We start from the raw sequence: 23,694 nt of genomic DNA, 5'->3' as shown, positions 1-23,694 counted from the left end.
GAATATTATCTTTTCCGATAAATGAAGAACATGACGTGAGCGATAAGAAAGAAAAAGCCGATAAGACACATTAGGATAGCATTGGATGTGGTGCTGGCGTAAGGGGCTTTTTCAAGTCGTTTTGCCAGCTGAATATCAATAAAACCGCGTTGTCCGTAATCTAAGCGGGAGAGGACACGACCATATGCATCCGTTGCCACAGTGATCCCGGTATTGGCAACACGGATCAAGGGGAGGCCTTCTTCAATACTGCGCATGCGTGCACTTATTAAGTGTTGATAGGGGCCAGGGCTGTCTGAATACCATCCGTCGTTTGTTAAGTTTAACAACCAATAGGGGCGTTTTTCCTTATTTGCAACCGACCCCGGAAAGATAACCTCGTAACAGATCAAGGGACTGAAGGGGGGCAGACCATTTACCTGTAGGGTCTGTAATCCATCACCGGGGCTAAAGTCGACCATACCTGCTGTTAATTTGGGAACAGGGTTGAAGCGACGAAAGGGGATGTATTCACCAAAGGGGACAAGATGAGATTTGTCATAAACTGCTGTAATTTCTGCTTTTTCATTAACGGCAAGCAAGCTGTTCCAAACCTGAAAAGGTTGTTGTCCCCGTGGGGTCATGCGTGGCGTTCCTGTCAGGACAGCACCGCCCGGCGGCACGACAGAGGCAATAGCGCGCAAAACATTGGGTTCGCGGTTTAAAGCATAGGTGACAGCCGTTTCAGGCCAGATAATGTGACTGGGCCTTTTCCCATTTGTACTTTCAGCAAGACTTAATTCAAGATGCTGATTGAAATTGGCGACTTTCAAATCTCTATCCCACTTATGGGCCTGATTGATATTGGGTTGAACAAGGCGGAGCGTTATATCATCATGAAAAACAACATTAGCGTTTTGCAGACGCAGACTGCCTGTGCCCCAAAACAGGACGGGGATGAGCAGGCAGGCGAGTAGAGCGAGAAACTTTTTGTTACCTCCTAGATAGGAGAAACATGCAGGCAAACTCAGGGCCAAGACGGTTAGCAGACTAAAACCGAAGGCGCCGGTATAGGCTGCCGGTTGCATCATGATGTCGCTGAAACCCCAAACGGTTCCTGCCAAATTCCATGGGAAGCCGGTAAAAATCCAACTTCGTACCCATTCCCACAAGGTCCACGCAATCGCGAAAAGAATGATCCGGGCAAAGGCTTGAGACGGATGTTTTTGGTTACGCCACATCAAATGGGCGCTGAGCGTGGTCAGCCCGATAAACAAGCCCATTGCGAAGGCAAGAGCCGGAATGGCAACGGGAATAAGCCAGCCATGTTTGACCGCATTAACGAGAAAGGCATTGGTGAGCCAGTAAAGACCGCCACCGAAAAAACCAACGCCAAAGAACCAGCCGGTGAAAAAGGCTTGCTTCGTCGTTGTGCAGCGGTCTAGCAAGAGAAACAAGCCGGAAAAACCGATAAAAGCCAATGGCAAAATATAAATTGGGGGAAGGGCCGCAACGACACAGAGGCCAAGTGCGATCAAAAGTCCCGCTTTTTTCCAGCGGTTTTGAATGTCAAGCAAGCTTTGCAAAGTAATCTTCGGCAACTTCCAACCCTTCCGGTGTTCCGACATGTAACCAATCACCATCATGGACAAGTGCACGTGCGCGGCCTTTGGTAATGGCATCCTGATAGATTTCACGCAAGGACCATTTGCCCTTTGGGCGGTTTTCAAAGGTGTTATGTGCCAAAACCTGCACCCCGCTAAAGACATAAGGCGCGGTGTTGCGTTCTTTGCGAAACGCCGGGATACAGCGGTTGTCCAGCGTAAAGTCACCGGGACCACTATACCCGATGGCCTTGGCACTGGGCAGCAACAGTAACAGGACATCCATATCTGCCGGGTTCCAGAACTCTTTCATACGGCACAGCGTTGGTGTCGGGCCGTTTAAGAGAACGGCATCTCCATTCAGGACAAAAAAGGCATTTCCTTTTAACAAGGGCAGGGCATTTTGGACGCCACCCCCTGTTTCCAGGGGCTCATCTTCTTTTGAAAGCTGGATATCCATATCTGTGCGGGTTTTAAAATGGGCAGCGATTTGTTCACCCAGATAACTGATATTCAGGACGGCATGGGTCACACCGGCTTCTTTCAATCGATCCAGGGCACGATCGGCCATTGTACGCCCGGCAACTTTGATCAGGGGTTTTGGTGTATGCAACGTCAATGGGCGCATTCGGGTGCCTAATCCCGCAGCCAGAATCATGCCGGATGTTATTTGTTCAGACATGCGGGAATTCCTCGGGCTTCTTTGGGGATATGTTGGTCGATCCACGTTTTGACATCTTTCAGCATCGGGTGCTTAAGCGATCTTTCCAGCAAGCGCCAGACACGCGGCATATGTTGCAGATAAATCGGTTTAGCGTCACGCATACATAGGCGGGCGAAAATACCGATAACTTTGGCATGGCGTTGTGCCCCTAAAATCGCGAAGACGGTATCGAATTCTTCCGGTTCCAGATCCGGGAATGCCCGAGTATAGCGCATTTTCATTTCTTCAATGAGTGACGGTTTTATGTCGCGCCGTGCATCTTCGAGCAGGCTCATCAGGTCATAAATACCGGACCCTAAAACGGCATCCTGAAAATCCAATAATCCGCAAGCCGCCCATTCATGGCGATCTGGAAGCAGCAGCAGATTGTCGACATGATAATCGCGCAGTACAAGAACCGGTTTTTGATCTTGAAGATAATCAAAACAGGGTTGCCAAGCCTCGATATAACTATTGCGCATATCGGCACTGACGTACGTATCACCAAAGGCGGCTTTCATCCACCAGTCAGGTAAAAGCAGGGCTTCACTCGTTAGCAATTCGTGATCATATTCGGGGATGTCATCCGGTAGGGCTGTGACATCTTTATGCAGTTCGACCAGTACATCGGTGGCCAGTTTATAAAGGTGTCGTTCATCCGCTCCGTTTTGCAACAACCGGGTATAGGTATCGTCGCCCAGATCCTCGATCAGTAGAAAACCGTTTTTTGAATCTTTCGCCAGAACCCGAGGTGCACTGAAGCCGTGCTCAACTAAGAAGTTAGCGATTTTGACAAAGGGGCGTACGTTTTCTTGGGGCGGGGGCGCATCCATCAAAACGACTTGTTCACCGTCGCGGCTGAGGCGGTAATATTTGCGAAAAGAGGCATCCCCGGCCAGCAAGGGACAATCCACACCACTCCATCCGTTTTCTGTTAAAAAACGTTGGCGTAATTCCTGACGATCAGACAAGGGCAATCTCCTTGAGGCGCTCGATCCAGCGACCTTGTGTTGAAAAATTAAAATGGCGGGCGTTTTGATCCGCCGGGTTATGGGAAATTTCAATGTTCAGGCAATCCCATGGCAGATATCCCCCAAGCTTGGACGGCCATTCGATCAATGAGATCCCTTCGGCAAAGGCTTCCTCGATCCCTAGTTCCAAGCCATCTTCGGGTGCATCAAGACGGTACATGTCGAAATGATAAAGTTCACATGCCTCGGTTTCATAGATTTGAACAAGGGTAAATGTCGGGCTGGGGACTTCTTCATCCGGGGTGGTCATGGCGCGGATAAAGGCGCGCGAAAAGACGGATTTTCCGACCCCTAAATCGCCATATAGCGCGATGACATCACCAGGTTGGGCAATGGCGGCAAGGCGTTGTGCGATTTCTTCGGTTTGGTTTTGGTTTTTGATTTCTATTTTCATGGCAACTTAATACTAGACTTCGGCCTCTTTTTCATCGCATTTTAGGGCCAATTGGTTCGTAAATTCTTAAAAGGTTAAAATCAATGACTGAGATGCAGAAAACTGACGTTGCCATCATCGGGGCAGGCCCAACCGGACTGTTCGCCGTGTTTGAATGTGGTATGCTGAAAATGAACTGCCATGTTATTGATGCGCTGGATATGATCGGCGGGCAATGTACGGCCATGTATCCAGAAAAACCGATTTACGATATTCCCGCCCATCCGTCTATTACAGGCGGTGATCTGATTAACAAGCTGGAAGAACAGGCCGCCCCTTTTAATCCGGTTTATCATCTTTCTCAGCAAGTGACCAAGCTTGAAAAACAGGCAGATGGCAGTTTTAATTTGGAAACCGACAAGGGGACACAAATTAATGCCAAAGCGGTTATCGTTGCTGCCGGTGTTGGGGCGTTTGGTCCCAATCGACCGCCACTGGATGGGCTGGCGCAATATGAAGGGCAATCCATCTTCTATATGGTGCGCAAACGCGAAGAATTCCGCGATAAACGTATTGTGATTGCAGGGGGTGGTGACAGTGCGGTTGATTGGGCATTGTCTTTAGCCGATGTTGCGAAATCCGTTCAGGTGGTTCATCGCCGCCCAAAATTTCGTGCTGCGCCGGAAAGCGTATCCCAGATGCAGCAATTGGCCGCAGACGGCAAAATCGAATTGGTTGTTCCCTATCAGTTGGAAGGATTGAAAGGGGATGGTGATCAGTTAAGAGCCGTTGTTGTTAAAGATTTTGATGGGAATACACGCGACCTTGATGCCGATGTTATGCTGGCTTTTTACGGTTTGTCGCAAAATCTGGGGCCGATTGCAGAATGGGAACTGGAACTGGATAAGAAACACCTCAGTGTACATCCAACCTCTATGGCGACCAGCTTGGCCGGGGTGTATGCCGTGGGCGATATTGTGACGTATGAAAATAAACTTAAACTGATTTTATGTGGATTTTCCGAAGCAGCAATGGCAGCGCGTTCTGCCCATGCTTACGCGCATCCCGATGAAGAACTTCATTTTGAATATTCGACTTCTGTCGGGGTCCCCGGCGAATAAGGCCGCGCTTTTTTGAGGACGGCAACAATTTTGTTGCCGTAATGCTGGCGGATAATTCTGGCAATTGTGCCATCTTGTTTCATCTCGCGCAGGGTATGTTGCCAGAGTTGGACTTCCTTTATGCTGACGCTTGAGTTTGTTGCCAGATAAAGGGGGCCGACAGTATAGGAAAAAGTTGTTTTGATGAACGGCATTAGATTAAGCTTGCGCATATTTTCCAGACCGTAGATATCCCAAATCAACCAGCCGTCAATTCGACCATGTTGCAAGAGTTTGCTTAAGGATTCTCCGGTTGAAGATAACACAACATATTTGCGCAGTTCCGGCATGTTGCGTGTTATGACATCGGCAACAGATCCGCGCAGGACACCAATGCGTTTTCCTATCAGATCATCCATACTCTGATACTCCGTGTTTGAACCGCTCATGATCAGGAAGGTGAGATTTAGGGGAAGAATTTCTTCCACCCAGATATATTGATCTTCGCGTTCCGGGACACGGGTCAGCGGGGCAATTGCGGCGCCGGGGATATACTGTGCGTTTTTTTGTGAGCGTAACCACGGGCCAGCATAAAGGGAAACAGGGCGTTTTAACCTGCGTGCGGCTTCGTTTAAAATATCGGGGAAGGCACCAACATAGCCAATCGATGTTTTTTCCGCCAGAACCCCTTCCGGCAAATGAATGGATGTGATTTCATTTGCGGATGTTCCGACGGAAAAAAACATAAGAAGAGCAGAAAGAATGAGGCCTTTTAAGTACAAAGCTATAACCTACAGCCTATTGAGATGGAGTTCATATAACAGACATTTCTACCATCTGTTATATTCCTTGTAATCTATCTAATAGGATAAGATTGGCTGTTTTACAGGCGTTTTATGTTTATGAGGCAAGGGCTTTTTCAATAGCTGCTTTGTCCAACCCATGCTTTCCGATAATCACAAGTTGACTGGTGCGTGGTTCATCATTTGCCCACGGACGGTCGAAATAGCGTTGGAAACGCGGTCCCACACCCTGCACGACATGGCGCATGGGTTTACCGGGGACATCAAGGAAGCCTTTAATCCGTAAAATGTCATGGGTATCGACAAGCGCCAGCAATTTGTTTTCCAGATCGACCGGGTCTGCAATTGGACCAAGCGAGACAGAGAAACTTTCAAATTCATCATGGCTGTGGTCGTGATGATGGTCATGGTCGTCATCATCATCGTGGTCATCGTGTTCGTGATGGGAATGGCGATGATGCAGGTCATCCTCAGCCGCTGCATCTAGGCCTAACAGGATTGCCGGGTCAACCTGACCATGGTCGGTTTCAATAAATTTGACATGATCACGCACGCGCGCTTGTAAATCGGCTTTAATTTCTGTCAGGCGTGTGGCTTCGACAAGATCGGTTTTATTCAACAAGACCATATCGGCACATTGCAACTGATCTTCAAACAATTCTTCTAGCGGATTGTCGTGATCCAGACTTTCATCGCTTTCACGAACCTTTTGTATCGTGGCTTCATCGTCGGCAAAACGCCCCATATCGACCGCATGGGTATCGATAACTGTGATCACACCATCCACGGTCACGCGTGTTTTAATCTCCGGCCAGTTGAACGCTTTGACCAACGGTTTGGGCAGGGCAAGGCCCGAGGTTTCAATCACAATATGGTCGGGCAGGTTGTCGCGTTCTAAAAGGGCTTCCATCGTTGGTAGGAATTCGTCGGCCACAGTGCAACAGATACATCCATTTGCCAGTTCAATCACATTGTCGTTGCCGTCTTCGTCTTCGCAGCCTGCAATGCCGCACCCTTTGACCATTTCGCGATCAACACCCAAATCGCCGAATTCGTTAATCACCAACGCGATTTTTTTACCGTTGGCATTTTCCAGCAGGTGGCGGATCAAAGTGGTTTTACCGGCGCCTAAAAAACCGGTAATGACAGTTGCAGGTATCTTCATGGATTATTCTTTCATTGTGAGGGGTAGTCCGGCTGCGACAAATATCACACGATCGGCGGTTTGCGCTACCGTTTGATTGACTTTGCCTGCCAAATCACGAAATTTCCGCGCCAAGGCATTATCGGGCACAATGCCCAGTCCAACTTCGTTAGACACCAGCACAACGTCTTGTTTTGCCATTGTCAGGGCATGACAAAGCTGTTCGGTTTCCTGATCGATATCGGCTTCCATCTCCATCAGGTTGGACAGCCATAAGGTCAGGCAGTCGACGAGCATGGGTTTGTCTGTGTTGGCAATGATATCGTGAATTGCGACCGGTTCTTCAATGGTCTGCCATAGATCATTACGCCGGGCCTGATGGATTTGCACCCGTTCGGTCATTTCCGCATCCCAAACGCGCGAGGTGGCAAGATAGACCCCACTGCCTAAATCCTCGATTATTTTTTCGGCATAAGCCGATTTTCCGGATCGTGCGCCACCGAGAACAAGAGTAATCATCTACCCAATCCTGACGGCATCGATATAAAAACTGGGGTGGAGATATTCGGCTTGGGCATCGATTAGGCGGAGTTCGTCACTGTCATGGCGCAGTGTGTCATCAATAATGCCATAAAGGGTTGAGGTCGCCAGTTCCAATGCCTGCTGGGCTGTTTCCCCACGCAAATGATGCGCGAGAAACAGGGCGGCGAAGGTATCACCGGTGCCTTTTGCCCGCAAGGCCCGTTGCGGAACGGTGACCCGCCAGGCGCCTTGGTCACTGACGATGACGTTGGACAGGGTTGGTTTATTACCTTTTCGCCCGCGCAAAGAGGTAATCAAGATTGTTTTGGGGCCGCGTGCGCGCAAGGCATCTGCCGCAAACATCGCATCACTTAGGGTATCTTGGGATCGACCGCTGAGATATTTTAATTCAAAAGCATTCGGGGCAAGAATATCGGCATGCTGGATCAATTCATCGCGCACAAAGGCCGCGACTTCATCTTTGACATAAAGGCGGCGTGTCATGTCGCCCACAACCGGATCGCAAAAATAAAGGGTGTCTTTGTTAATGCCTTTGATGCGCTCAACCGTTTCAAGGACGAATCGCCCCGCCTTTACGTTGCCAAGATAGCCGGACAAGATCGCCTCGCAATGGGCAAAATGATCTAGATTATCAATCCCGTCGACCATTGCACGCATGGTGTCAATGGGAACCGCAGCACCGGCATGAGAATCGTAACCCGGATGGTTTGAGAACAGAACGGTCGGGACCGCCCAGACTTCAAAACCAAGGCGTTGCAAGGGAAAGACGGCAGCCGAATTTCCGACATGACCAACGGCGACAGAGGATTGAATTGATAAGATGCTCATACGCTTACATTCTTTTAGGCTGTTTTCTTGCAGTTATACCCCATCATGCGGGCTTGCCAATGAGAAACTTTTGTTTATATTTTTCCGCAATTGCGAAATAACAGAAAACTTAACTGCAAAGGAAATAGTCCAATGGCTGCAACAGCACGTCCTCGTCGTAGTGTCCTCTATATGCCGGGGTCCAACGCCCGCGCACTGGAAAAGGGGCGTACCCTTCCCGCGGATGGTTTGATCCTTGATCTTGAAGATGCCGTCGCTCCGGATGCCAAAGAAGTCGCGCGCCAACAAATTGTTGATGCCGTCAAAGAAGGCGGTTATGGCATGCGCGAAATTCTTATCCGCACAAACGGTTTAAACACGCCTTGGGGCTATGACGATATTGTTGCGGCTTCAACATCCGGTGCGGATGCGATTTTATTGCCGAAGGTGGAAAGTGCAGACACAGTTCGTCAGGTCGAAGCGATTATGGATGGTGCGGGTGCCCCTGCCGAGATGAAAATCTGGTGTATGATGGAAACCCCGCGCGGTATGCTTCATGCTGAAGAAATTGCCGATTCGACTGATCGTATGGGTGGTTTTGTGATGGGAACGTCGGATTTGGCGAAAGAATTACGCTGTGCCCATACGCCAATGCGCTTGCCGTTTATGATGTCTTTGAACGTTTGTATTTTGGCGGCACGTGCGGCCGGGATTGCAATTTTGGATGGTGTTTATCTGGACCTGTCCGATGATGAAGGCTTTGTGGAACATTGCAAACAGGGTCAAGAGCTCGGCTTTGATGGGAAGACGCTGATCCATCCAAAAACGGTTGGAAAAGCCAATGAAATCTTTGGTCCGTCCGATGCGGAAGTCGAATGGTCCAAAAAGATTATTGCTGCACACGCAGAAGCGGAGAAAGAAGGCAAAGGCGTTGTTGTCGTTGATGGCAAGCTAATTGAAAACCTGCATGTGGTCACGGCAAAACAAGTAGTTGCACAGGCAGAAGCAATTGTGAAGATGGAAGCTGGCGCTTAAGTCACTTTATATATCTGATTTAAAAAGGCTCCTGTTGACGCAGGAGCCTTTTCTTTTGGTTGAAATCGGCTAAGCTGGCCCTTATGAAAAAAGAACTGACACTCACCGAAGCGGTTGCTTATGCCCTGTCCTGTCTGAGCCGTGGACAGGTTCAGGATGCGCGTAATTTATTGATGAAATTACCACAAGATAATGTGCATGTTTTGTTGGCGCAAGCCCGACTGACTTATGGGGCAGGCGATAATCAACGCGCGTTCGAGATGACAAACCGGCTGTTGTTGGCAGGGGATGTGCCTTGTGAAGCTTTGGCTTTTATGTGCTACCTGTTGGCAAAAACGGGTGAGACGGCAAAGGTGCGCCCGATTTTGGCCCGGCTGGAAGATAAAACATCAGCCAACCCACAATACTGGGGGGATTTGGCCGTTGTTTTTTATATGGGGAAAAACTATGGGGCGGCTCTTCAATGTGCGCAACGTTCTTTAAAAGGTGATCCGGAGCGGGTTGAAGTTTGGCGGATACTAGGTGCGGCACAGCGCGATAGTGGCAATCCACGTGCGGCTATTTCATCTTATTTTCGGGCCTTGTCCCTTGATCCCATGCATGGGGAAAGTTATCTGCATTTGCATGTTTTTTTTGAAGAGATCGGTGAGTTTGACAAGGCGGCTCATTTCTTGAATTTGGCAAAAGCACATGGTGTGAATAATCAACAGCTGGCCCTACGCGATGCCCATGTTTTACTGAAACAGGGACGTTTGAAAGAAGGATTTCAAAAATATCGTGTGCGTTATGACGGCGTGAAGATTTCAAATTCCCGTCCTGAATGTGGTATGCCTGTATGGAACGGAGAAGAGATTTCAGGCAAAGATATTCTGGTTTATTGCGAGCAGGGCGCAGGCGACGTTATTCAATTCTCACGTTTTTTGATTGAACTGGAAGGGCGTGGCGCGAAGGTGACCTTCTTATGTCGCGAAGGTCTAAGTCGTTTAATCCGGGAAGCCATTCCCCAAATTACAGTCTGTGAAACGGTGGAAAATCCGGATGCATTTGATTACCAATCCTACTTGATGGATTTGGCAATTTTTATGGATATTAGTGTACAACGTATGGTGCACCGTGAGGGCTATTTACAGGCCCCTTATGACGGGTTTCATGATCTCCTCATCAATGAAAAGCCCAAGATTGGTTTTGCATGGCATGGTGGGGCAGCACATTTACGGGATCATTTACGATCTATCGACCTTGCCCAATTTGCCAATTTGTTTTCGTTGTCGCATCTGGATTGGGTCTCATTGCAGGTGGGGGCAAATGCACCTTTGCCCAAGGTTGCCCACGTGATTGATGTCACGGACCGCCTTCAGGATTTTGGGGATACTGCAGCATTAATTGCCAAGCTGGATTTGGTCGTCAGCGTGGATACAGCCATTGCCCATTTGGCAGCGGCAATGGGCAAGCCGGTTTGGTTGTTGCTGGATCAATGCGCGGATTGGCGTTGGCAGGAAGAGACAACACGCAGTTACTGGTATGACAGTATGCGTCTGTTCCGTCAGCAGGAATTTGGCAATTGGAAACAGGTGTTAACGACGGTTAAAACCGCCTTGAGAGAGGAATATTCCTAAGAGGCCATTTCATCATTTTCGACATGGGCTTTTAAGGCGATTTTCTTCTTTCCTGCTTTGTCTTTATTGATCAATTGGCGGAAATCTTTTTCTACAGATTTTGAGGAAAAAGCAGCAAAGCGTTCGGCGAATTCAGTGCGCACAATTTCTTTTTTGCTCATAAAACCTTCAACCAAGACCCCCATTGACATGAAGACTTGTGGTCGATCTTCGCCACCTTGCATCATTTGAGCAGAGAAATCATGTAATTTTCCTGCCTGCACATCCAAATCCTGAAAATCACCGAGGTTTTCCTGCAGGCCTTTTAATGTTTTGACCAATTCACTGACCTGGTTTGCAGGGTAAAGACTGGCAAAAAATTCCAAGAGATAACGTAGTTTTTTGCAGGTCTTGCGTAAATCATGCAAGGCTTCAGCCGGGGTGTCTTCATGAATGGCACGACCTTCTGCAATGACTCGTGTATATGTTTTCCAGATGCGCTTATCCGCAATGGTACCGATTTCTTGCGCTGCGACCGGGGCGCTGGGGCGTTGGGGAACCGGTTTGTCTAGGAAAGCACCCCATTTGACCAGAAAATCCCGAAAGCGTCGGCTGTTGAGATTTTCGATGAGTTCCTGACGGGCCATTTCATGCTGTTTTTGCAGAAAATAATATAAAGGTTGCAGGTTTTCTTGTTGCTGCGTTGAAAGTTGGTCGCGGTATTTCGGATAATCCAGAAGATACACATCCAGATCACGCACAGGCGTGGTGATGGAGCCAATCCAGGCAAGGTCTTGTGAAAAGCGATCTTGAATACTGGGGGGCAGAACTTCTTTTAAGCGGCTGAGAGCACTGCGTGAACGACGCACAGCCACTCGTAAATCATGCAAAAATTCCGTATCCGTATTGGCAATGGTGCCGTCAATGTTGGTCTCGATTTGTGCAAGTTGATCTTTTAAAATGACCTTCAAGGCTTCATCGGCACGCATTTTACGGTCCAGCTTGATCTTTAATTTACTGGAATAATCCATGGGAGTTTTTCCGATATTTTCCATGATCTGTGCAAAAAACGTATTTTGGTTGGAAGGTTTGAGGCCATCAAAACGGGGCAGGGTTTTGGCAAAATCTTTTTCGTACCCTTTCAGGCATTCAATGCGCAGACGACATCCCAATTCCAGCATTTTGCGCCGGGGGGCCGGGCGTTGGAAGTTGACTTCCACAACAAGCCGGACACGCACACGGCCTTTTTTATCTTCAACATGGATGATGATCTGTTCGGATTTGATCTGTGCTAACACAAGAAGGGCGCGTAAGCCGATAAGCTTCGCGACCGTCTTTTGCATCTTTCCTTCGGGGATGTCGTTTGGAAAGACAGGAAGGACTTCGACCGTTTGGGGCGTTGGTATTTTTACGCCCTTTTGATCAGTCATGATACGTAAACAGTTTACATCGGCTTGTTCGTAGATGAATGAAATATCGTTACGGCACAAGGCCCAGTCAAAAGTGTCAAGGTAGGTTTGTTCAACCACCTGCTCTCCCGATTTTCGTCCCTGTGCCAAGGTTGCAACGATACTGCCCCATTCCTGCGCGCTATGTTCGTTTCCTAGTGCGTAGTATCTGGTTTCTACGATCATTCTCTCGCCTTTTCCCTCTATATATTACAAGAGTGTAACATTTTAGCGAGTATGGTAGCAAAGTCATGTTACATTTTTAGGGAATAATCCCTATTGCTTGCGCTTATTTGCAAGGGTTTTTTCTTTTTCTTTATCCAGCCACCAGAAGGTCCAGGCATCATATCCCGGGCTATATTTAGGGTAGGTATCGGGGCGGCCAAATTTATTCCAGGCAAGGATGCGTGCGCTTTTTAGGTGCCAGTTGGGAATGACGTAATGACCCCATAACAGAACCCGGTCCAAAGCACGTGTCCGCATGACCAGTTCTTCACGGTTGGGGGCATTTACAACCAATTCAACCAGTTCATCTACAACATCATTGCTGATTCCGATGGAATTACGGGCGCCGGGTTGATTTGCGGTTTTGCTGGACCAGAAACTGTATTGTTCGTTGCCCGGTGATTGGCTTTGACCAAAGACATCGACGACCAGGTCGTAATCAAAGGTATCTGTGCGTTGTTTGTATTGGGCGGTATCGACCATACGCAAAGTGACCTCAATACCCAGGCGTTCGAGATTTTTCTTAAACGGCAGGACAATACGTTCCCATGTGGGACCGGCTTGCAATAGAAACTCGAAACTAAGTTGTTCTCCGGTTTTACCATTGACGAGTTTGCCATTTTTGATGATGTAACCGGCTTTTTTCAACAAGGTAACGGCTTGTTTTAGATTTCCCCGTACATTGCCGGAACCATCAGTTTTTGGTGGTTCATAGGTTGTTGTGAAAACGTCATCAGGAACGCGTCCGCGATATTTTTCAAGGATTTCCAGTTCACGCCCTGTTGGTAATCCGCTTGACGCCAGTTCGGAGTTTGCAAAATAGCTTTTGGTCCGGCTGTATTCATCATGGAACAGATTTTTATTGGCCCAATCAAAGTCAAAGGCATAGGCGAGTGCTTCGCGGACCAAGGGGTCTTTAAATTTATCGCGGCGGATGTTGAAAACAAAAGCTTGCATGCCTGCACCGACGCTATGTTTGAAACGCAGTTTTTCAATCAGACCGTTTTTGACTTCGGGGATGTCATAGGCGGTTGCCCAATTCTTTGCGATGTTTTCGTATCTGTAATCAAACGCGCCGCCTTTGAAAGCTTCAACTGCAACCGTGGCGTCGCGGTAATAATCGTAACGGATTTCGTCAAAATTGTTTTGCCCGGCATTGACGGCCAAACTTTCTCCCCAGTAATCTTTGACTCGCTCATAGACAACATTGCGACCGGACTCAAACGATTTAACGCGGTAAGGGCCACTGCTTAAAGGCGGTTCCAATGTTGTTTTTTCGAAGTCTTTATCTTGCCAGTAATGTTTCGGTATAACGGGAAGCTGGCCGACAATCATGGCAAGTTCACGATTTTCTGTTGATTTAAAGGTGAATTTGACAGTGCGCTCGGACAAGGCTTCGACTTTATCCACATCGCCGTAATAGAACCGATATTGCGGATGACCTTTTTCAAACAAGGTGTTGAAACTGAAGACGACATCTTCAGCCGTGACAGGTTTACCATCATGCCATTTGGCTTCGCTGCGCAGATGGAACGTGACAAAGGAGCGATCTTCAGGAATTTCGATCGTTTCTGCCAAAAGGCCATATTCGCTAAAGGGCTCATCCAACGAACGCTGGGTTAAAGAGTCATAGACCATACCAACTCCTGCAGCACTGTTGCCTTTTAAGGTAAAGGGGTTGAAGGTATCAAATGTGGATCCCAGTGCTGCAAGACGCAGATTGCCCCCTTTGGGTGCATCAGGGTTGGCATAATCAAAATGGGTGAAACCGGGACCGTATTTAATATCACCATGCATGGCAACGGCGTGTTTTGGTTCGCTCGCCCATGCGTTAAACGTGACGGTCAATCCAATTAATCCGGCGAAAGCTGCTGTTTTCAAACCCATTTTTGAACCCTGTTTTTTCTGTGAATGCGACATTTACTTGATATTGGCGGGGATGTAAGCTTTGCGCAAGGGGTTGATCCAAAATGCACTTTGTTTTTTTACTGATTTTAGTCGTTTTCTCGCATCCCAGCTTCGCCAGTATGGAAGATGCCATCCGTGCTGTGCAGGAAGGGCGCAATGAAGATGCCTTGCGCGAATTTCACCAATATGCGCGTGCGGGCAATCCGGTGGCGGATTACTGGATCGGTACGATGCATATGCAGGGACGCGGTGTACCAAAAGATATTGAAACGGCGATGCGCTGGTTTCACAAATCGGCCCGTCAAGATCATGCCCCGGCGATGGTGGTGTTGGGGCGTATTCATGCGGATGGCCTGAATGGTAAAACCAACTTGAACCTTGCACGCGGCTGGTTTGATAAAGCGGCCAAAGCCGGGGACCATTACGCCATGTTGCGGATGGGCGAGATTTATATTTCAGGTATTGGTATCAAGGCCAATCCGAAAATCGGTATTCGCTATGTCAAGCAGGCCGCAAAAACCGGTTACCCCAAGGCCATGCATATTCTCGGACTGGCTTATTTGCGCGGGATCGGGGTTGCGGTGGACAAGCAACAAGGTTTTTATTGGCTGGAAAAGGCAGCAGAGACAGGGTTTGCCCCATCTCTTGAGATGTTGAAAGAATTATCACAATAAAATACATAAAAAAATCCCCGCCGGATTGCGCCGACGGGGAGTTTAGATGTTGTACAAATTAATGTTTAGGCATCAACCGTTGCCGCTTTTTCAACAAAAGACGGGATCTGGTCGAAGTTCATGTAACGATAAACGTCATCCGCTTTTTCGTTCACAGCCTTCACCTTGGCTTGATATTCTTCGTTTGACGGGATTTTACCGATTTGTGCACAAACAGCGGCCAATTCGGCAGAACCCAGATAAACGTTGGTATCAATACCCAGACGGTTCGGGAAGTTACGGGTAGATGTAGACATCGCCGTAGACCCTTTGCGGATTTGTGCCTGGTTACCCATACAGAGGGAGCAACCCGGTGTTTCCATACGCGCACCTGTTTTTCCAAGGATGGAGTAATAGCCTTCTTCGGTCAGAATGGCGGCGTCCATCTTGGTCGGCGGGGCAATCCACAGACGGGTCGGCAGATCAGACAGACCGTCCAGAACCTTACCGGCAGCGCGGAAGTGACCGATGTTGGTCATACAGGACCCGATAAAGACTTCATCGATGTTTTGACCGGCAACGTCAGACAATGTTTTCACATCATCCGGGTCGTTCGGGCAAGCTACGATCGGTTCTTTAATATCGTCCATGTTGATTTCGATGACGGCTGCATATTCTGCATCTTCGTCACGCTTCATCAGCTTCGGATCGGCAATGAAAGCTTCCATGGCTTCGATACGGCGCTTTAGGGTGCGCTCATCATGATAGCCTTCCGCGATCATCCACTTCATCAGGGTGATGTTGGAACGCATATATTCGATGATCGGCTCTTCATTCAGGTGAACGGTACAACCAGCCGCACTACGCTCAGCAGAAGCATCAGACAGTTCGAACGCCTGTTCGACCTTCAGATCCGGCAAGCCTTCGATTTCGAGAATACGACCAGAGAAGATGTTCTTCTTGCCTTTTTTCTCAACCGTCAGCAGGCCTTGCTTGATGGCATAGAACGGAATGGCGTTGACCATATCGCGCAGTGTAATGCCTTCTTGCAGTTTACCTGTGAACTTAACCAGAACGGATTCCGGCATATCCAATGGCATAACGCCTGTCGCAGCCGCAAAGGCAACCAGACCGGAACCAGCCGGGAAGGAAATGCCCAGCGGGAAACGGGTATGGCTATCGCCACCTGTCCCAACGGTGTCAGGTAACAGAAGGCGGTTCAACCAGCTGTGAATAACCCCGTCTTGCGGGCGAAGGGCCACACCACCGCGTGTCTCGATAAAATCGGGCAGGGTTTTGTGTGTGTTGACGTCAACCAGTTTCGGATAAGCCGATGTATGACAGAAAGACTGCATGACAAGGTCAGCGGAGAAGCCGAGACAAGCCAAGTCTTTCAATTCATCACGGGTCATCGGACCGGTTGTGTCCTGTGAACCGACAGTGGTCATTTTCGGTTCGCAATAGGTACCTGGGCGAATGCCTTTGCCTTCTTCCAAGCCACAAGCTTTACCGACCATTTTTTGTGCCAGTGTATAGCCTTTGCCTGTATCTGCCGGTTCAACCGGTGTACGGAACAGGGTAGACGGTTCCAGACCCAAAGCTTCGCGTGCACGTGCGGTCAGGCCGCGACCAATGATCAACGGAATACGGCCGCCGGCGCGAACTTCGTCGAAGATCACTTCGGATTTTACTTTAAATTCGGCAATTACTTTACCGTCTTTCAAAGCTTTACCTTCAAGCGGACGCAATTCAATTTCGTCGCCCATGTTCATTTCGTTGACGTCAAGTTCGATCGGCAATGCGCCGGCATCTTCCATTGTATTGTAGAAGATCGGTGCAATTTTGCTACCCAGACAGACACCGCCGAAACGTTTATTGGGCACGAACGGAATGTCTTCACCTGTCCACCACAGAACGGAGTTGGTCGCAGATTTACGCGAAGATCCAGTTCCGACAACGTCGCCAACGTAAGCAACCAGATTGCCTTTGGCTTTCAGGTCTTCGATGAATTGGATCGGACCGCGAACGCCAGCTTCTTCCGGTGTGATGCCTTCGCGCGCGTTTTTCAGCATGGCAAGGGCGTGCAACGGAATATCGGGGCGTGACCACGCATCCGGTGCCGGGGACAGATCGTCCGTATTGGTTTCGCCTGTGACTTTAAATACAGTCAGCTTCATGCTTTCGGCGACTTCCGGTTTGGATGTAAACCATTCCGCATCCGCCCAGGACTGAAGAACAGCTTTTGCGTTGGCAGAACCGGCATCCGCTTTTTCTTTAACGTCAAAGAAGTAATCGAAAACCAGCAAGGTCTTTTTCAGACCTTCTGCGGCGGCTTCGCCAACTTCAGCATCGTCCAGCAGGGCGATCATCGGTTCAATGTTGAACCCGCCGAGCATGGTACCAAGCAATTCTGTCGCCTTGACGTTGGAAACCAAAGAACAGGAAATTTCGCCTTTGGCGACTTGTGCCAGAAAACCGGCTTTGATGCGCGCTGCATCGTCAACGCCAGCCGGGACGCGGTGCGTCAGAAGATCAACCAGTGTGTCTTCTTCACCTGCCGGCGGGTTTTTCAACAATTCAACAAGCGCTTCAGTTTGTTCAACCGACAACGGCAGGGGTGGAATGCCCAGAGCAGCACGCTCCTCGACATGTTTGCGATATTCTTCTAGCACTAAACTACCTCCGCTTATGCAAGAGTGAATAAGGAGAAAGCCCGCGCACAGCGGAGTTCCTCATAAAAACGTGGCTTATTTACACCACAAACGCGATCGTTTGTCCAGTCTCTAAACCCTTGAAAACGCGCAGAAAACCTTGCCTCTGGTATTACCAAGGGCGACTTTTAAGTTGTCTTTTTAGAGCAGTTAAATAAAGAGTCTGTCCCCTCAGGTGCTTAGCTTGCATTCAGGCGAAGGCTGGCGTGTAAAACTTTTCTCAGGATGAGAGGCTCTATGAGGTGGCTTGAACAGGCTTTCTTTATAGAAAGAGAGAGTTTGATAAAAATTTATATGGATTGTATGTGGATTCGTAAAAACAAAAAGGCTCCCGACGGAGCGGGAGCCTTAATTATTGATTAAAGTCGTTTTACACGTTGAAGCGGAAATGGAAGACGTCGCCGTCTTTCACCACATATTCCTTACCTTCCTGACGCATTTTACCGTTTTCCTTGGCCCCGGTTTCACCGTTACAGGCGATGTAATCGTCATAGGCAATGGTTTCTGCTTTAATGAAGCCACGCTCAAAGTCGGTGTGAATGACACCTGCGGCTTGCGGGGCTTTGGCGCCGGTCTGGACTGTCCAAGCGCGGGCCTCTTTCGGGCCAACGGTGAAGAAGGTTAGCAGTTCCAGAAGTTTGTAGCCTTCGCGGATGACACGGGCAAGCCCGGTTTCTTCGAGGCCAAGGCTTTCCAGAAATTCTGCTTTTTCTTCGTCGCTGTCCAGCTTTGAAACTTCTTCTTCGATCTGGGCAGAAATCACAACGGCGCGTGCGCCTTCGGCGGCGGCCTTTTCAAAAACTTTGGCAGAGATGGAATTGCCTTCTGCCGCGCTGTCTTCTTCGACGTTGCAGACGTAAAGGACGGGTTTGGAGGTCAGCAATTGCAGCATCTGGAAGAGTTTTTCTTCTTCGTCATCGCGGCGCTCCACAATGCGCGCCGGTTGACCTTCGCGCAAAACTTCAAGGCAGCGTCCAACCAGTTCCAATGTCGCCTTTGCGTCTTTGTCCTGACCACGGGCTTTTTTAATCAGGGCCTGTTCACGTTTTTCCAGACTTTCCAAGTCCGACAGCATCAATTCAGTTTCGACGGTTTCAGCATCGCGCAAGGGGTCGATTGTATTATCGACATGGGTGATGTTTTCATCTTCGAAACAGCGCAAGACGTGGATGATGGCATCGACTTCACGGATGTTGCCAAGAAACTGATTGCCCAGTCCTTCGCCTTTGGAAGCACCGCGCACCAAACCGGCAATGTCGACGAATTCCAGCTGTGTCGGGATAATCTTGGCTGACCCGGCAATCGCCGCCAGTTTATCGAGGCGTTCATCGGGCACCCCGACACGCCCGGAGTTTGGCTCGATCGTACAAAACGGAAAGTTGGCCGCTTCGGCTGCTGCTGTGGAAGTCAGCGCATTAAACAAGGTTGATTTGCCGACGTTAGGCAGGCCGACGATACCGCAGTTAAAACCCATTGGAGTTCATCCTAAGAAAAAATAGAAAAACCGTTGGCAATGCGGATAGCGCGCCACGCAAGAAAGGTCAAGCCAAACGTCTGTTTTGCAGGGAAAGCAGGTAAAAAAGAATCTGAATTAGTCCGTCAGTTTCTTTAAAACAGCAAAAGGGGAGTCGTTGCTGTCGTCTTTATTTTTTACTGAAGACGGTTGTGCATCGTCTTGTATGGGCGTTTTTGGTTTGTTGGGACGCTGTGGGCGCATATCAAGGGCATAACGGTTCATAAATTCCGTATCAGCATCATTGATCACATGGCCGATGTGATGGGCGACACCATCTAGCATTTTATCGCGGGCGTCTTCTTCTGCCTTTGCAAAATCACCCAGAACATATCCATGGACTTTTTCTTTGGAACCGGGATGACCGATCCCTAAGCGTACACGCTTATAATTTTTACCCATATGGGCGTCGATGGAACGCAGGCCGTTATGGCCACCGTGACCACCACCAATTTTAACTTTTATTTTTGTGAAGGCGAGATCAAGTTCGTCGTGCATGACAACGATCTGTTCGGGGGTGATTTTGTAAAAGCGTGCGGCTGCGCTGACAGAACGGCCGGACTCATTCATAAACGTTTCAGGCATCAGGGCGAGGACTTTGGTGCCGTCAATGGTGCCTTCGCACATTTGGCCTTGGAACTTTGAACGCCAGGGCCCAAAGGAATGGCGCCGAACGATTTCGTCCAGCGCCATAAACCCGATGTTGTGTCGGTTTTTGGCGTATTTCCCACCTGGGTTGCCTAGTCCGACCAACAAAATCATAGGAAGTTGCCTTATGCTTCAGCTTCTTCTTCAGACTCGTCTTCGCTTTCTACTGCTGCTTTCTCACCAGAAGACGGTGCCGCGATGGAGCAGATAGTGAAGTCACGGTCTGTAATGGTCGGCTCAACACCTTTCGGCAGGGAAACTGCGGAAATGTGAATGGAGTCACCAACAGCTGTACCTGTCAGATCAACTTCGATGCTTTCCGGAATAGCGTTTGCCGGAACTTCACATTCGATCTCGTGACGGACAACGTTCAGAACGCCGCCACGTTTGATACCGTCGGATTTTTCTTCGTTTACAAATGTAACCGGGATCGCAACAACGATAGACGCGTCTTTTGCCAAACGCAGGAAGTCGGCGTGCATCGGTGCATCTGTTACCGGGTGGAATTGGACATCACGGCAGATAACCATTTCTTTGGTTTTGCCGATCTGGATTTCACCTGTAGAAGCGAAGAAAGTTTGACCTGTGTGCAGTTGCAGCCACAGTTCTTTCGGGCTCAGGGAAATGCTGACAGGGTCTTTTTTGTCACCGTAGATAACGGCCGGTACGAGGCCTTCACGACGGATTGCGCGGGCTGCCCCCTTGCCGGCTGTCTCGCGCGTTTGTGCGTTCAGAACATAGCTCATAAACTTATTCCTTAAAATCTTGTTACATTGAGTGTCATCTGGCCTCCAGGGGTGCCAGCGACGTAAGTGGGCGGGTAGTACAGGAAACAACCCGCTGAGTCAATCTTGAAACATCATAAAACCGGCAAGAACCCGCCTTTTTATTCCACGCCGTCTTTCCCGGCGAGGATTTTACGGCGTCCAACCCGATCAGGGGCAGAAACAATGCCGTCTTCTTCCATTTGATCAACGATGCGTGCCGCCCGGTTATAACCGATACTTAGGCGACGCTGAATGTGGCTGGTGGAGGCTTTGCCATCCTGAATACAAATTTGAACGGCTTGATCATAAAGTGCGTCCCCGCTGGAGGTGTTACCGCCGACACTACCGGCAGGCATAACAAGACCATCGATGGGTTCGTCACTTTCTTCGGTGACAGCGTCCAGATATTTGGGTTCACCTTGTTTTTTCAGGTGATTAACGACTTCTTCAACCTCTTCATCCGAAGCAAAAGGACCATGTACACGTGAGATTTGCCCGCCACCCGGTTTAAACAGCATATCGCCCATCCCCAGCAGTTGTTCCGCCCCTTGGCTTTCCAGAATGGTGCGGCTGTCGATTTTGGTTGTGACGGTGAAACTGATCCGCGACGGGAAGTTCGCTTTTATCGTTCCGGTCATCACGTCAACGGACGGGCGTTGTGTCGCCATGATCAAATGAATACCGGCGGCACGGGCTTTTTGCGCAAGCGATTGAATGCAGGCATCAATTTCTTTGCCGACCATCAACATCAAATCGGCGAATTCATCGACGATAATGACCAGGAACGGCATGGCGTCCATATCCAGCGGCTGTTCTTCAAAAATCGGTTTGCCGGTTTCCGGGTCAAATCCGGTTTGAACACGTCGGGTGAGGACTTCGCCTTTTTTGCGGCTTTCTTCCAGCTTTGCATTATAGCCGGAAATGTTACGCACCCCAAGATTTGACATCAGGCGGTAGCGTTCGTTCATTTCCTGCACACACCATTTCAGGGCCATAACAGCCTTGCCCGGTTCGGTGACAACCGGGGACAGCAAATGCGGGATACCATCATAAACGGACAATTCCAGCATTTTCGGATCAATCATGATGAACTTACATTGTTCCGGTGTCATACGATAAAGCATGGACAGGATCATGGTATTGACCCCGACGGATTTACCGGAACCAGTTGTCCCGGCGACCAAAAGGTGCGGCATGCGTGCAAGGTCCGCCATGACGGGTGATCCGCCAATATCAACACCCAAGGCCATGTTGAGGGAGGCTTTCGGGTTATCAAAGCTGGGAGATTCCAAAAGGGTACGCAGATAAACGGTTTCACGTTTGGCGTTGGGCAGTTCAATGCCGATGACACTGCGGCCCGGGACAACCGCGATACGAACGGAAATCGCACTCATAGACCTAGCAATATCATCAGCCAGTGAAATGACACGCGATGTTTTGGTCCCGGCGGCGGGCTCCAGTTCGTAAAGGGTGACAACCGGGCCGGGGCGAACCTCGACAATCTCTCCTTTTACACCGAAGTCGTCTAAAACCTGTTCCAGCAGTTCAGCATTATGTTCAAGGGCGGCACGATCTATTTTACCGGCGGCCTTTTGAGCCGGGGTGGCTTCGGTCAAGAGATCAAGAGGCGGGAAGTTGTAACTGTCTGGCGAAAGGACAAGGGTTTGTTGTTTGGCTTTTTGTGACTTTTTCGGTAGCGAGATTTCTTCTTCCGGTTCCTTGATTTTCTTGGCACTGCGTTTGCGCTTTAAAACAGGTTCCTCGTCTTCAATCCCGCTTTCCTCTTCAATCATGTCTTCCAGTTTGGTGCGTTGCAGGACACCGACGCCTTTGCGAACGGCAACAACGGACCCTTGCAGTGTCCCCTTGGCGACATTGCCGACACCTTGACCGACTTGTGTCCATTCAGAGCGTGATAAGGCGAGGCCATACAGCAGTGACAGAATGCCGGAAATTCCGCAAAATGCAGCGATCCCCAATTGAATGAGAGCAAGATCAGGCACGCCGATCCATGTCAGAAACGAGATAAGACGATGAGTTAAGATCATGCCGGCGACACCGCCCAGACCGCTGCGCAGCGGCCATGTATCAGGTGTTGGAACGGCATTTAGGGAAATGGCCAGTAAAAAAGCGGCACTACAGAGTATGATTAGACGCATCCACAGGTTTGAAACCATCTGTTTGGACGTGATGCGCCACGCCCATGAAAATAGAACCAGAACGGGGACCACACAGGCCAGCCCAAAAGATTGCACCATAATGTCAGCCATATAGGCGCCAATCGGTCCCATGAGGTTTTGTACTTCATGGGGAGAGGCACTGTTCCACGACGGATCACCCGGTGTGTAGCTGGCAAGGATCAGCGCAAGCATAATCGCACAAGCCCCTAAAAGGAGGCCGCATAATTCGATAATGCGTTTTACCAAAAATTCTTTGGCGCCTGCGGGCAATAAGGGTGTGCGTTGCGATTTTGTCATGGTTCGGGCCATCTCGTGTCTCTCTTGGTCCATAGATAGAGTCGGAGTTCTGACAAAGTCTAGATCAAGAGAGTTAAGGGATGGTTTACGGTGTCAATATGACGCGTGTTATTCCTTGGCTTGAAATTCGCTGACAAGGTCGCCAAAGCTCACCCCCCATGTGGAAAAGGGATGTTCGGCAATATAGGAATTGAAAAATCGTTCATCGGCACTGACTTCCGGTCCCACCCAGTCGGGTTTTTCAAATGCTTGATCCGGTGTGTCCAGTTCAATCTCGGCCATAATTAAGCCGTCATTGACCCCGTGAAACTCGTCAATCTCCCACGTGTTGCCTGCATAATCGAAGGTGTAGCGGGTTTTGGAAATGGCATCGCCGCACAACTGGTCCAGCATCATGGCGCAATCTTCATGTGGAATTTCATATTCAAATTCAAGGCGTTGAATTTCACCGCGGTCTGCCTTGATGGTCAGGAAAGATTTATCACCTTTGCTGCGGACTCGTACTACGCAGTGGCCGTTTTTACTAATATAGCCTTGCGAAATTTTTTTGGCACGGGCTTCATTTTTCCAACCGTTCCCCGTAACCAGAAACTTGCGTTCGATTTCCATCATATTGGACATAGCAAC

Annotated in this window: 20 protein-coding genes; 4 read left to right on the top strand and 16 right to left on the bottom strand. The window is 49.2% G+C overall.

Features of this window, described 5'->3' with window-relative positions; all coding sequences use genetic code 11:
* Nucleotides 1-5: 5 nt before the first annotated feature.
* From lnt to tsaE, 4 genes are read right to left on the bottom strand one after another with little or no spacing between them, the layout of a single operon-like run.
* On the bottom strand, nt 6-1,580 hold the full coding sequence (gene lnt, locus ACI0FF_RS17810) for an apolipoprotein N-acyltransferase (protein ID WP_419798093.1): 1,575 nt from the start codon (nt 1,578-1,580) through the stop codon (nt 6-8).
* On the bottom strand, nt 1,549-2,265 hold the full coding sequence (locus tag ACI0FF_RS17805; protein ID WP_419798092.1) for a nucleotidyltransferase family protein: 717 nt from the start codon (nt 2,263-2,265) through the stop codon (nt 1,549-1,551). The genes lnt and ACI0FF_RS17805 overlap by 32 nt, the downstream gene beginning before the upstream one ends.
* Nucleotides 2,250-3,257, bottom strand: a complete 1,008-nt coding sequence (locus tag ACI0FF_RS17800; protein ID WP_419798091.1) for an aminoglycoside phosphotransferase family protein — start codon at nt 3,255-3,257, stop codon at nt 2,250-2,252. Before ACI0FF_RS17800 ends, ACI0FF_RS17805 begins: the two co-directional genes overlap by 16 nt.
* Nucleotides 3,250-3,711: a tRNA (adenosine(37)-N6)-threonylcarbamoyltransferase complex ATPase subunit type 1 TsaE gene (gene tsaE, locus ACI0FF_RS17795; protein WP_419798090.1), complete on the bottom strand. Its 462-nt coding sequence runs from the start codon at nt 3,709-3,711 to the stop codon at nt 3,250-3,252. Before tsaE ends, ACI0FF_RS17800 begins: the two co-directional genes overlap by 8 nt.
* 83 nt (nt 3,712-3,794) lie before the next feature.
* On the opposite strand from tsaE, the gene ACI0FF_RS17790 reads away from it, so the two are divergent.
* Nucleotides 3,795-4,811, top strand: coding sequence for an NAD(P)/FAD-dependent oxidoreductase (locus ACI0FF_RS17790; RefSeq protein WP_419798089.1), 1,017 nt, complete (start codon nt 3,795-3,797; stop codon nt 4,809-4,811).
* On the opposite strand, the gene ACI0FF_RS17785 is transcribed toward ACI0FF_RS17790, so the two are convergent.
* From ACI0FF_RS17785 to pdxY, 4 genes are all read right to left on the bottom strand, one after another.
* Complete coding sequence (locus ACI0FF_RS17785) at nt 4,769-5,536, bottom strand: substrate-binding periplasmic protein (RefSeq protein WP_419798088.1); 768 nt, start codon at nt 5,534-5,536, stop codon at nt 4,769-4,771. The genes ACI0FF_RS17790 and ACI0FF_RS17785 overlap by 43 nt on opposite strands.
* A gap of 154 nt (nt 5,537-5,690) precedes the next feature.
* Complete coding sequence (cobW, locus tag ACI0FF_RS17780) at nt 5,691-6,758, bottom strand: cobalamin biosynthesis protein CobW (protein WP_419798087.1); 1,068 nt, start codon at nt 6,756-6,758, stop codon at nt 5,691-5,693.
* 3 nt (nt 6,759-6,761) lie between these two features.
* Nucleotides 6,762-7,256, bottom strand: coding sequence for a bifunctional adenosylcobinamide kinase/adenosylcobinamide-phosphate guanylyltransferase (gene cobU, locus ACI0FF_RS17775; RefSeq protein ID WP_419798086.1), 495 nt, complete (start codon nt 7,254-7,256; stop codon nt 6,762-6,764).
* A complete protein-coding gene (pdxY, locus tag ACI0FF_RS17770; RefSeq protein ID WP_419798085.1) occupies nt 7,257-8,108 on the bottom strand; it encodes a pyridoxal kinase PdxY in 852 nt (283 codons plus the stop codon).
* Between the two features lie 132 nt (nt 8,109-8,240).
* On the opposite strand from pdxY, the gene ACI0FF_RS17765 reads away from it, so the two are divergent.
* A complete protein-coding gene (locus tag ACI0FF_RS17765; protein ID WP_419798084.1) occupies nt 8,241-9,122 on the top strand; it encodes an HpcH/HpaI aldolase/citrate lyase family protein in 882 nt (293 codons plus the stop codon).
* Between the two features lie 83 nt (nt 9,123-9,205).
* Complete coding sequence (locus ACI0FF_RS17760; RefSeq protein WP_419798083.1) at nt 9,206-10,738, top strand: glycosyltransferase family 9 protein; 1,533 nt, start codon at nt 9,206-9,208, stop codon at nt 10,736-10,738.
* On the opposite strand, the gene ACI0FF_RS17755 is transcribed toward ACI0FF_RS17760, so the two are convergent.
* Together ACI0FF_RS17755 and ACI0FF_RS17750 are read right to left on the bottom strand one after the other, a co-directional pair.
* Nucleotides 10,735-12,351 carry a CHAD domain-containing protein gene (locus ACI0FF_RS17755; protein ID WP_419798082.1) on the bottom strand — a complete coding sequence of 539 codons (1,617 nt, stop codon included), beginning with the start codon at nt 12,349-12,351 and terminating at the stop codon, nt 10,735-10,737. The two genes, ACI0FF_RS17760 and ACI0FF_RS17755, sit on opposite strands and share 4 nt — an antisense overlap.
* Nucleotides 12,352-12,441: 90 nt before the next feature.
* Nucleotides 12,442-14,277, bottom strand: a complete 1,836-nt coding sequence (locus ACI0FF_RS17750; RefSeq protein WP_419798081.1) for an extracellular solute-binding protein — start codon at nt 14,275-14,277, stop codon at nt 12,442-12,444.
* 83 nt (nt 14,278-14,360) lie between these two features.
* On the opposite strand from ACI0FF_RS17750, the gene ACI0FF_RS17745 reads away from it, so the two are divergent.
* Complete coding sequence (locus ACI0FF_RS17745) at nt 14,361-14,972, top strand: tetratricopeptide repeat protein (RefSeq protein WP_419798080.1); 612 nt, start codon at nt 14,361-14,363, stop codon at nt 14,970-14,972.
* Between the two features lie 65 nt (nt 14,973-15,037).
* Here ACI0FF_RS17745 and acnB read toward each other — a convergent pair whose 3' ends face one another.
* The 6 genes from acnB to ACI0FF_RS17715 all read right to left on the bottom strand — a co-directional run bounded on the left by acnB (nt 15,038) and on the right by ACI0FF_RS17715 (nt 23,688).
* On the bottom strand, nt 15,038-17,623 hold the full coding sequence (gene acnB, locus ACI0FF_RS17740; protein ID WP_419798079.1) for a bifunctional aconitate hydratase 2/2-methylisocitrate dehydratase: 2,586 nt from the start codon (nt 17,621-17,623) through the stop codon (nt 15,038-15,040).
* Between the two features lie 409 nt (nt 17,624-18,032).
* Nucleotides 18,033-19,136: a redox-regulated ATPase YchF gene (ychF, locus tag ACI0FF_RS17735; RefSeq protein ID WP_419798078.1), complete on the bottom strand. Its 1,104-nt coding sequence runs from the start codon at nt 19,134-19,136 to the stop codon at nt 18,033-18,035.
* A 117-nt stretch (nt 19,137-19,253) separates the two neighbouring features.
* Complete coding sequence (pth, locus tag ACI0FF_RS17730) at nt 19,254-19,937, bottom strand: aminoacyl-tRNA hydrolase (protein ID WP_419798077.1); 684 nt, start codon at nt 19,935-19,937, stop codon at nt 19,254-19,256.
* Between the two features lie 11 nt (nt 19,938-19,948).
* A complete protein-coding gene (locus tag ACI0FF_RS17725) occupies nt 19,949-20,569 on the bottom strand; it encodes a 50S ribosomal protein L25/general stress protein Ctc (protein ID WP_419798076.1) in 621 nt (206 codons plus the stop codon).
* Nucleotides 20,570-20,709: 140 nt separating this feature from the next.
* Nucleotides 20,710-23,067 (bottom strand): DNA translocase FtsK, encoded by a 2,358-nt coding sequence (locus tag ACI0FF_RS17720; RefSeq protein WP_419798075.1) that lies wholly within the window; start codon nt 23,065-23,067, stop codon nt 20,710-20,712.
* Between the two features lie 108 nt (nt 23,068-23,175).
* The gene (locus tag ACI0FF_RS17715; protein ID WP_419798074.1) at nt 23,176-23,688 is read right to left on the bottom strand and encodes a CYTH domain-containing protein; all 513 of its coding nucleotides are present in this window, start codon (nt 23,686-23,688) and stop codon (nt 23,176-23,178) included.
* Nucleotides 23,689-23,694: the final 6 nt, after the last annotated feature.

It is taken from the genome of Terasakiella sp. 4MB5A (assembly GCF_050058155.1).
Lineage (GTDB): Bacteria > Pseudomonadota > Alphaproteobacteria > Rhodospirillales > Terasakiellaceae > Terasakiella > Terasakiella halodenitrificans.
Note: the sequence above shows the minus strand (reverse complement) of the source record. Positions and strands in the feature narration are given on the sequence as shown.